Origin of the sequence: uncultured Desulfovibrio sp., assembly GCF_944324525.1 — a bacterium.
Lineage (GTDB): Bacteria > Desulfobacterota > Desulfovibrionia > Desulfovibrionales > Desulfovibrionaceae > Desulfovibrio.
The window spans coordinates 1-5,630 of the sequence record NZ_CALUWS010000082.1; the positions used below are offsets into that span (position 1 = coordinate 1).

Here is a 5,630-nt window from a genome sequence, read left to right on the forward strand (position 1 = left end):
TCGGCTCTTGGCAGAAAACCTCCAGCTTCATGTCTGAACGGAGGGTGAACAACGTGTTGACACTCTACACCTAGGGCCTGTTAACGCTATTCGCTGCTTGTTTGGGGGGAAGGGGAACCCCTCGCTCTGCTGTCGATGCCCGTAAGGCTCCTTTGTCGCCTAACGGACACGGCCCTCTGGGGCCGCCTTTCGGTCGCGCTCTGCTGTCGATGTCCGTAAGGCTCCTTTGTCGCCTAACGGACACGGCCCTCTGGGGCCGCCTTTCGGTCGCGCTCTGCTGTCGATGCCCGTAAGGCTCCTGCGTTGCCTAACGGGCACGGGCCTCTGGGGCCGCCTTTCGGTCGCGCTCTGCTGTCGATGCCCGTAAGGCTCCTGCGTTGCCTAACGGGCACGGCCCTCCAGGCCGCCTTTCGGTCGCCGCCGGCGCGGGAGGCCCAGCCTTTTCGCAGCGGAGCGAGAAAAGGCGTTCTCGCCATCCTTCCCCCCAAGCCCCTCATCCCTTCCCCAGCGCGCTTTTATCAGGGGAAGAGTCGGAGACACGGGGCAGCCTCGCCCCAAAAGCAAGCGGAGCGTATATGGCTTGCTTTTCTTATCTGATGAAATTGTTTGAAAAATTTGTGTTGACACTCCACACCTAGAGCGTTGCCAGTTGGCAACGCTTTGCGTTCCAAACCATACGGACTGTCGTTTCGCCAAAAAAAGCGCAGTTTTTCCGCTTGGTTTTGGCCGGACGGCGCGTGCCGCCGCCTCGCGTTTCACCTTTTTCAAAGCGAAAACGCTCCAGGCTCAGGATTCATTACGCTTTTTTGAGGGGTTCCCCTTCCCCCCAAACAAGCGTGTACAGAGCTTGCAGCCCGTGGCGGGCTGAGGGTGGCGGGAAAATTTCTTGCCACCTTTTCAAATTTCGTGCTACGCATCCTTCACCGGCAGTCCTTGCCGCTGTCCGGCAAATCGCAGTGAGGCGTGATCGCATGCATATTTCTGAAGGGGTACTTTCTCCCGCCGTCCTGACCGGGGGCGCCGTTCTGGCGGCTGCCGGCACCTGGGCAGGCCTGCGCCGGGTGGATTATGACCGGCTCATGCAGGTGGCCATCCTGAGCGCCGTTTTTTTTGTCGGTTCGCTCGTCCATGTGCCGGTGGGGCTGGGCAGCGCCCATCTGATCCTCAATGGGCTGCTGGGGGTGCTGCTGGGCTGGGCCGTCTTCCCGGCCCTGCTGGTGGCGCTCATCCTTCAGGCGCTGCTGTTCCAGTTCGGCGGACTTACGGTGCTCGGCGTCAATGTGGCGACCATGGGGCTGGGGGGCATCCTGGCCCACTACCTTTGCCGCTGCTGCTGCCGCCTGCCCCACTACGGCCCCCTGCTGGGCGGCTTTCTGGGCGGCGCGGCGGGCGTGCTTGCGGCCGGCCTGCTGACGGCGCTGGCCCTGGCCCTTTCGGGCGAGGCCTTCCAGACGGCCGCCCGGCTCGTACTGCTGGCGCATCTGCCTATCATGCTGGCCGAGGGCTGTCTCACCCTCTTCGTCGTCAACTTTCTGGTACGGGTACGGCCCGGCGTGCTCCCCTTCGCCTGCCCGGCCCGGCGTCCTTCCTAACGCGCTTCGCCCGCAAGGCCGCCGCTCATGTTCGACCAGCCCTTCGCTCACGGCCACAGTCTGCTCCACAGGCTCGATCCGCGCGTGCGTCTGACTGTGGCGGCAGGCAGCGCCATCTGCCTTGCCCTTGTGCAGACGCGCCCGGCGGCGCTCTATGGGCTGGCTGTGGGCGCGGCCCTGCTGCTGCTTTCCCGGCCGCCGCTGGCGGCGGTCCTGCGGCGGCTGCTGGCCGTCAATGTTTTCCTTTGTTTCCTTTGCCTGCTGACGCCCTTCAGCCTGCCCGGCGATGCCGTGTGGCAATGGGGCCCCCTTTGCGCCAGCAGGCAGGGACTGGAACTGGCGCTGGTGCTCTGGGCCAAGTCCAACGCGCTCGTGGGCTGCTTTCTGGCGCTGGCGGCCACCATGCCCGTCTCTACGGCCGGCTATGCGCTGCAGCGGCTCCGCTGCCCGGCCAAGGTCGTTTTTCTGCTGCTGTTTGCCGGACGCTATGTGCATGACGTCGCCGGGGAATGGCGCACCCTGCTTGCCGCCGCCCGTCTGCGTGGCTTTCGGGCGCGCACGTCGCTGCACAGTTACCGTACGCTGGCCTCCTTGCTGGGAATCCTGCTGCTGCGCGGGCTGGACAGGGCCCAGCGCGTGCATGAGGCCATGCGGCTGCGGGGCTTCCGGCAGCGCTTCCACTGCGTGACGCCCTTTCAGGCCCACCTGCGCGACGCCGTTTTTGTGGCGGTCATGGGCGCGGCAATGGGCGTCCTTTGCTGGCTGGAGTTTCGATGAACGCCCCGACCCCCCTTTTCTGCCTGGAAGACCTGACGCTGACCCACGACGGCCTTGCGACGCCGCTGCTGCGCGATGCCGGTTTCTGCCTGTATCCCGGCGATCGCATCGGCCTGTACGGGCCCAACGGCTGCGGCAAGACCACCCTGCTGCGCGCCATCACCGGCCTGCACAAGCCCGCACGCGGCGGCATCCGCTTCCAAGGGAAGCTTTTGTGCGGCGAGGCGGATTTCCACCCTCTGCGCTGCGCGGTGGGCTTTGTGCTCCAGCATGCCGAGGACCAGCTTTTTTTCCCCACCGTTCTGGAAGACGTGGCCTTCGGGCCGCTCAATCTGGGGCTGTCCCCGGATGAGGCCCGGCAGCGGGCGCTGGAGACCCTCTCCCGGCTCGGGCTTGACGGCTTTGCGGACAGGCAGACCCACGCCCTTTCCGGCGGCGAAAAAAAACTCGTCTCGCTGGCGGGCGTGCTGGCCATGCGGCCGCAGGCGCTTCTGCTGGACGAGCCTACCAACGCGCTGGACATGGCGGCCCGGCAGCGGCTGCTGGAGATCCTTGTTGCGCTGCCCACCGCACGCATCACCATTTCCCATGACTGGGACTTTCTCCAGCAGGTGAGCGACCGCTTCATGACCATCGAGGGCGGCCGCCTCATCACGGATGCTCCGAGCCTCGATCATACCCACCGGCATGCGCATCCCTGCGGTCATGTGCCGCATGTGCACGGCTGATGCCCGCTCGTGTGCGCCTCCGGCGCAGTCTTCCGCCTGTTCCGGCCCGCTGCGACCGCGCCGCGCGCGGCTGGACGGCACGTCTCCAGCTTCCCGTCCGGCATCTTCCGCCGTTGCGGCATAAAAAAAGGACGCCCGAAGGCGTCCCCTGTCTGCATGGACATACCCAGCCGTCCACTGCGTGCCGTCCTGCCGCTTACTGCGGCCGCGAGCAGCAGGGAGGCGTCAGTTCCTTGTGTTTCCCGCCGGCGCAGGACATGTGCCCCGCCCCTTCGCCGCAGCGGCAGGAGCCGCAGCCGCAGCTTCCCCTTCCACGGGCCGTCACGGCCTTGTAAAACTTGCGCCCCATGTAGGCCAGCGCGCCAAGGACGATAAGGACAACAAGCACGGTTTCCATACGGGTTCAGCCTCCTGTGTCTGCAGGATGGCATTATTGAAAAAGAATGTCAATTCCTATCCTTCTTTTTCCGCCGGCAGGCCCCCGCCGTCCGCCCTCTGCCGCTCGCGCTGCTCCCGCGCGGCGCAGCTCGCGCAGACGCCGTACAGATTATGCACATGCCCGCGCAGCAAAAAATCGTACTTGCGGGCCAGCTCATGCTGGATCTTCTCGATGCGGGGATCGTATATCTCGATGACCCGGCCGCAGGCGACGCAGACCATGTGATCGTGGTGGCTGTCCGAGGCGGCCAGCTCGTAGCGGGCGATGCCGTCGCTGAAGTGGATCTCCATGGCAAGCCCGGCCTCGCAGAGCAGCTTGAGCGTCCGGTAGACCGTCGTCTGGCCGATGCTCGGATCCTGCTGCTGGACACGCTGGTAGAACTCCTCCAGCGAATGGTGTCCGGGAAAACGGAAAAAGACCTCGGCGATGATGCGCCGCTGCGCCGTGGCGTTCATCCCCTTGCGGCTGATGAACTCCTGGAAGGCGTTGTGAAAAGCAGTATTATCCATAAACCTACCCCTGATGCTCTTTCTCTAGCACGGGCACGGGCATCTGCCAAGCCTTCTCAGGAGCATTTCCAGATTGAAACGTTTTGCGTTTCAAACCATACGGCCTGGCCTTTCGCGGGAAAAAAACGCGGTTTTTCCGCTTGGTTTCGGCCGGGCGGCACTGCGCCGCCTCGCGTTTCGCCTTTTTCAATGGGGAAACGCTCCAGAGCTTCCCTTGACCGCCGTCAGGGGAATGGCTAGGGTCGAGCCGCCTTGCCGCGCCGCCGCGCAGGCAGCGGCATGGCGGACACCCGTCCGCGAACGCGAATGCCCACATCCCCGGATGCGTCCGACGCATCCCCCGAGGTGCTTATGGAAATCTCCTCCAAGGGAATGAAGATCCTCTTGAACCTGTTCCTGCTCTATATCTCGTGGGGATCGACCTATATCTGCCTCAAGCTGTGCATGCACGCCTGCGGGCCCTTCACCCTCTGCGGCATCCGCATGCTCAGCGGCGGGCTGCTGCTGGGCCTGCTGCTGATCATGACGGGGCGCTGGCGTCGCCCGGCGTGGGCGGACATGCGCCATGCCGCCTGGCTGGCCATCTTCATGGTGCTCATGGCCAGCGGCTTCCTGGCCAGAGGCCAGCAGGGCATCACCTCCTCCACGGCGGCCATCATCACCGCTTCCACGCCCATCAGCATGCTGCTGGCGGGCTGGCTCTTTGCCGGAGAAAAGCGCCCCACCCTCATGCAGTGCATCGGCCTGCTGGGCGGGGGGACCGGCCTGCTCCTGCTCACGCTTGGCCGGGCCGCGGCGCAGGGAGGACAGCCCGTGGAGGCGGTCAACTCCGTTTCCGGCATGCTCTGGGTCTTTTCCGCCACTCTGGGCTGGGTGGCCGGTACGCTCATCTCCCGGCGCTTCCCCCACGCCTCCGGCCTGTCCGGCATGCAGTCCTGCGCGCTGCTGCTCATCTGCGGCGGGCTGGAATCCCTGCTGGTGGCCGCCTGCGCCGGTGAGGCCGCCCAGCTGCATCTTGCGGCCGTCGGCCCGACGGAACTGCTTGCCTTTGGCTGGCTGACCGTGGGCGGCTCCATCATCGCATATTACTCCTACTTCTGGCTGCTCTCCCACGCTTCCATAGCCACGGCCGTCTCCTACGAGTATGTGGTGCCGGTCATCGGCGTCTTCCTGGGCTGGCAGATCGGCGGCGAGACCATCACCTGGCGCATCCTGCTGACCTGCGTGCTCATCGTAGGCTCGGTCTTCTTCGTCATGTGGGACAAGCACAACAAGTAGCGCGCCCGCCTTCGCCGCCCAAGGCGGCCGTCCATACTATTCGTCGCCTGTTTGGGAGGAAGGGGAACCCCTCGCTCTGCTGTCGATGTCCGTAAGGCTCCTGCGTCGCCTAACGGACACGGCCCTCCGGGCCGCCTTTCGGTCGCGCTCTGCTGTCGATGCCCGTAAGGCTCCTGCGTCGCCTAACGGACACGGCCCTCCGGGCCGCCTTTCGGTCGCGCTCTGCTGTCGATGCCCGTAAGGCTCCTGCGTCGCCTAACGGACACGGCCCTCCGGGCCGCCTTTCGGTCGCGCTCTGCTGTCGATG

6 protein-coding genes are annotated in these 5,630 nt (G+C 65.2%); 4 read left to right on the forward strand and 2 right to left on the reverse strand.

From position 1 onward, the window contains the following. Window positions 1-971 precede the first annotated feature (971 nt). Genes cbiM through Q0K12_RS12205 form a run of 3 tightly spaced genes read left to right on the forward strand, consistent with a single transcriptional unit; the run spans window position 972 to window position 3,097 of the window. Entirely contained in the window at window positions 972-1,592 is a 621-nt protein-coding gene (cbiM, locus tag Q0K12_RS12195) for a cobalt transporter CbiM (protein WP_297263244.1), read from the forward strand. A gap of 27 nt (window positions 1,593-1,619) precedes the next feature. Then, a complete protein-coding gene (cbiQ, locus tag Q0K12_RS12200) occupies window positions 1,620-2,369 on the forward strand; it encodes a cobalt ECF transporter T component CbiQ (RefSeq protein ID WP_297263245.1) in 750 nt (249 codons plus the stop codon). Continuing rightward, entirely contained in the window at window positions 2,366-3,097 is a 732-nt protein-coding gene (locus Q0K12_RS12205) for an ABC transporter ATP-binding protein (protein WP_297263246.1), read from the forward strand. Before cbiQ ends, Q0K12_RS12205 begins: the two co-directional genes overlap by 4 nt. Window positions 3,098-3,293: 196 nt before the next feature. Here the strand turns inward: Q0K12_RS12205 and Q0K12_RS12210 are convergent, their stop codons facing one another. Continuing rightward, a complete protein-coding gene (locus tag Q0K12_RS12210) occupies window positions 3,294-3,494 on the reverse strand; it encodes a hypothetical protein (RefSeq protein ID WP_297263247.1) in 201 nt (66 codons plus the stop codon). 56 nt (window positions 3,495-3,550) lie between these two features. Then, window positions 3,551-4,045 carry a transcriptional repressor gene (locus Q0K12_RS12215; RefSeq protein ID WP_297263248.1) on the reverse strand — a complete coding sequence of 165 codons (495 nt, stop codon included), beginning with the start codon at window positions 4,043-4,045 and terminating at the stop codon, window positions 3,551-3,553. 351 nt (window positions 4,046-4,396) lie between these two features. Between Q0K12_RS12215 and Q0K12_RS12220 the strand changes: the two genes are divergently transcribed. Further along, entirely contained in the window at window positions 4,397-5,323 is a 927-nt protein-coding gene (locus Q0K12_RS12220) for an EamA family transporter (protein WP_297263249.1), read from the forward strand. Window positions 5,324-5,630 lie beyond the last annotated feature (307 nt).

Excerpts from the sequence above, each read along its gene's own strand:
- cbiM (WP_297263244.1), top strand. The coding sequence starts at position 972 with ATGCATATTTCTGAAGGGGTACTTTCTCCCGCCGTCCTGACCGGGGGC.
- cbiQ (WP_297263245.1), top strand. The coding sequence starts at position 1,620 with ATGTTCGACCAGCCCTTCGCTCACGGCCACAGTCTGCTCCACAGGCTC.
- Q0K12_RS12205 (WP_297263246.1), top strand. The coding sequence starts at position 2,366 with ATGAACGCCCCGACCCCCCTTTTCTGCCTGGAAGACCTGACGCTGACC.
- Q0K12_RS12210 (WP_297263247.1), bottom strand. The coding sequence starts at position 3,494 with ATGGAAACCGTGCTTGTTGTCCTTATCGTCCTTGGCGCGCTGGCCTAC.
- Q0K12_RS12215 (WP_297263248.1), bottom strand. The coding sequence starts at position 4,045 with ATGGATAATACTGCTTTTCACAACGCCTTCCAGGAGTTCATCAGCCGC.
- Q0K12_RS12220 (WP_297263249.1), top strand. The coding sequence starts at position 4,397 with ATGGAAATCTCCTCCAAGGGAATGAAGATCCTCTTGAACCTGTTCCTG.